Origin of the sequence: Salinivibrio sp. MA427, assembly GCF_001996115.1 — a bacterium.
GTDB lineage: Bacteria > Pseudomonadota > Gammaproteobacteria > Enterobacterales > Vibrionaceae > Salinivibrio > Salinivibrio costicola.
In genome coordinates, this window is the sequence record NZ_MUFH01000267.1 from 1 (window position 1) to 3422 (window position 3422).

A 3422-nucleotide genomic window follows, 5' to 3' on the forward strand; every position below is an offset into this window, starting at 1 on the left:
GAGTGGGATCGGAGCCATAATCCAGTCCGGATGGTTGGTACACACCAGGATATTAACGAAACCAAGCGTTTGTACCTGCAGTTTGAACACATGGCCCATACAGATACCTTAACAGGTGCCCTCAATCGAATGGCATTCAAACAACGCGCCGACCAAGCACTGGTCCAAGCTCGGCAGCAAGGTGCGCACTTTTCTTTACTTTTTATTGATTTAGACGGCTTTAAAGCAATWAACGATACCTACGGCCATGACGCAGGTGACAGCGTACTCGTGGAAACCACAAAACGCATGAGTAGTAGTATTCGCAATTCTGATACGCTTGCTCGCCTTGGTGGCGATGAATTTGCCGTATTGCTCGAATACACCAGCCATCCAGATGACGCGGGGCGCGTGGCTGAAAAAATAATTGCCGGTTTAAGCCAGCCCTTTCATGTCAATAACAATCAAGAAGTCACACTCTCAGCGAGCATAGGTATTGCCTGTTACCCTGAACATGGTGAATCGTTTGAGTCGTTATTAAGCTGCTCGGACGCCGCCATGTATTATGCAAAAAGGACATTAAACGGCGGCATTTTTGCGTACTGTGATCCCAAACGAGACACGATTTGACGTTAAAAGCTCGCTCTATCTCAAAAACACAAATAAGGCTTATCTAAAAAACCGAGTCGCAACCAATACTTTCGCTATGATGACGCGCAGTACTTTCTCTATGATGACGCTATAGCTTTAGGGCTTTGACTTGCTAATGCCTCATTGGTCACATCTTGAATCGAAATAAACATATGATTCACTTCACCACGCGTATTGGCCATCGGATGCATGGTGATATTTTGGTACATAAACGGTAACTGTCCGGTAATCGGGCGCACATGACGGCAGCGAAACAAATAAGGTCGCTGTTGCCAAACAATGAAACTGCGACACCGTAATTCGAAAACCGGCTGAGACTTGGCGCGAAACCAGGACGCATTGATCTCGGGAAACACGTCGAACAGCGAACGGCCTTGTACATCTTTCGCATGTTTACCGCTATGGTGGATCATAAATCCGTTCCACATTTGGATGTGAAAATCGCGATCGAGTACGATTAATCCCATATCGATATGCTGCACCATATCTAGCATCCAATGGAATTGATCAAAATCTTGTGTGCTCATTCCATTACTCCTCATCCATCAGGTACGCTAACTTGGCATCCAGTAGCGGCAGTGATTCATCCAACAGCAGCAATAGAAGATCGCATTTTATCTCGGTACTATCAATCTGATAACTGACCTCAATGGTCACTGTTCGCTTCCATGATCCCTTCATCGCCGAGATCAATTGGTCAACGTCAGCATGTTGTCCAAGTAAGGCCGGATAGCTTTGCGAAAACTCTAATGCCGCCTGATCGCCCAGTCCGCGGAGAAAAGCGCTGATTAAAATGTTGCTCACATCCACAAGGAGCTCTAATTCATTATCCACCGATCCGTCGTCTGGGTAGTCGAGCAGTTGGATCATTTCCGTAATACTCGAGTCACTGATCAACATCAGCGCTTCACCAGCGATCCCTTCACCGCTAAAGCCTTGGCACACCCCATTCATGGTGTTGGACTGGGCCAAATGGCGAATCGTCATGGTTAATTCAGTCACCTCAAACACATTCACTTGTGGCAAAGGCATATGGACAAACACACCGCAGTGCCGGGCGAGTTTATCCGCCGCCTGGCCCATGGCAATGTTCACGACTTCCATATAAATATCACGACGGCTCAGTTTTTCGTGCGACGTTTGCGCACGCTGAGTATCTAAAGTGGATGTATTAGGCAAATAGGCTTTGATTAACGCATCGACCCGCTCGCGACTAATCGGCTTTTTAACAAAGTCTTTCGCGCCTCGCTCCAACACTTGCTGCTGTGCTAATGGCTGGATATCACCCGACACCACCACAACCGGAGTGGTCATGCCCGCTTTTTGCATAGCCTCTAACGTTTGATAACCGTCTAATTCTGGCATGGTCAAGTCTAGAAACATGATGTCGATCGGCTGACTGTTAAGCACGTCGAGTGCCACTTTACCGTTTTCAGCAAAGTGCACGTCAGCATCGAGGTCTTGAGGCAAGGTTCGAGATAGCTGTTTGCGCGCCAGGGCAGARTCATCGGTGATCAATATTTGTTTGGTCAAAAGCCTCTCCTTTTCGACTTCTTAGCTGAGAGTATGGCAGCGTGATCACTGTAAGCATAAACCAAGTTCGCCAGGTATGAGGTCGAACCCGTAAAAATCACTGAGATTCTTTGAGATCGCTAAGGATTCACCTTTGATTGCGTGACATCGTGTTCGCACAGATAGCTCAGCCGGTCGGGGCGAGTCATCAGCATCGGGGCATGCACGTAGAAATGACGTAAACAGGTTAAACACAGCTGGACGCATTGATAGACTTTTTCACGGATGGTCTCAGGATCGTCATCAAACTCCCCAGTTAACAAGGCACGCCAATCCTCGGCAAGCTGATCAATCATAGCAAGATCCGTCTCTTGCTCGACAATATGCGTCAGCGCCGCTTTTATCGGGACAATGTCTTCACTGGCAGCAAATATATTGCGTAACGCAATAATCACATCCATCAAGGCATCTTGTGTGACCGGTTTTTTTGCTGCCGCATAGAGGCGAGACATGGCCAATCGAATCCCGCTGGAATCGGTATCATCCACCAGCATGCTCCAACGCTCAATATCCACTAAGTCTTCATCACCAATTGCCACAGGATCGCTGGTTTCCGCTACGGTGCTAAAATCTTGTCGTCGGTTGTCCAATGAAAAGGGATCAATACGCCACACCCACTCTGGCGCGACAAATGCCTTATGTTGGCCAAGATAACAAAGCGCCATGCATAAAATGATATTCAGCTCGGTAGTTTGCTGCTCGCCCTCGGCATCCAGAACCTCCTCGGGCCAATCATCGTCTTCAAGAAAGTCGCCAAAGTTGATCGCAAATGCGTAGCCAGACTCTAACATAAAGCCATTATTCCGGCGCTGCGCCATTAGCCCCGCTGCTTGTAAGACATATTCAGCAATACCCGGGGTGTAGCGCCGTACACTGCCCCATTTGGTATCGAGTTCGGCCAAATTCGTGAGCGCCGCATTACGAAATCCTACAAACATGGGAATATGCGCGACCTCACCATCGGCAAGGCTGCGTGCCATGTCTAACATCTCTTGGACGGTAGTCACGAAACGGTCAGCACTGACCACGCCACGTATCCGCATTAAGTCATAACTATTGACCAAAATGGAGACAGGGAGACTGGCTAAACTCACCATGCCGCGATGTCCGGTGGCATCTTTATAGTCACCACACGTTTGTTGTGGCTCTTTGCCAGTGGTGGTGAATAATCTTGATAAGGCAGGATCGGCCGCCATCCGCTTTTGCACCAACTTACTAAT

At 48.3% G+C, this 3422-nt stretch carries 4 protein-coding genes; 1 reads left to right on the top strand and 3 read right to left on the bottom strand.

The window, feature by feature from the left end; genetic code table 11:
• Window positions 1-609, top strand: a 609-nt coding sequence (locus BZG79_RS13040) for a GGDEF domain-containing protein (protein WP_206779498.1), incomplete at its 5' end; no start/stop codon positions are given.
• A 98-nt stretch (window positions 610-707) separates the two neighbouring features.
• Here BZG79_RS13040 and BZG79_RS13045 read toward each other — a convergent pair.
• From BZG79_RS13045 to BZG79_RS13055, 3 genes are all read right to left on the bottom strand, one after another.
• The gene (locus tag BZG79_RS13045) at window positions 708-1157 is read right to left on the bottom strand and encodes a PAS domain-containing protein (protein WP_021023812.1); all 450 of its coding nucleotides are present in this window, start codon (window positions 1155-1157) and stop codon (window positions 708-710) included.
• A 4-nt stretch (window positions 1158-1161) separates the two neighbouring features.
• Complete coding sequence (locus BZG79_RS13050; RefSeq protein WP_077774611.1) at window positions 1162-2163, bottom strand: response regulator; 1002 nt, start codon at window positions 2161-2163, stop codon at window positions 1162-1164.
• A gap of 119 nt (window positions 2164-2282) precedes the next feature.
• Window positions 2283-3422: hypothetical protein (locus BZG79_RS13055; protein WP_199877835.1), on the bottom strand; the 1140-nt coding region annotated here is incomplete at its 5' end.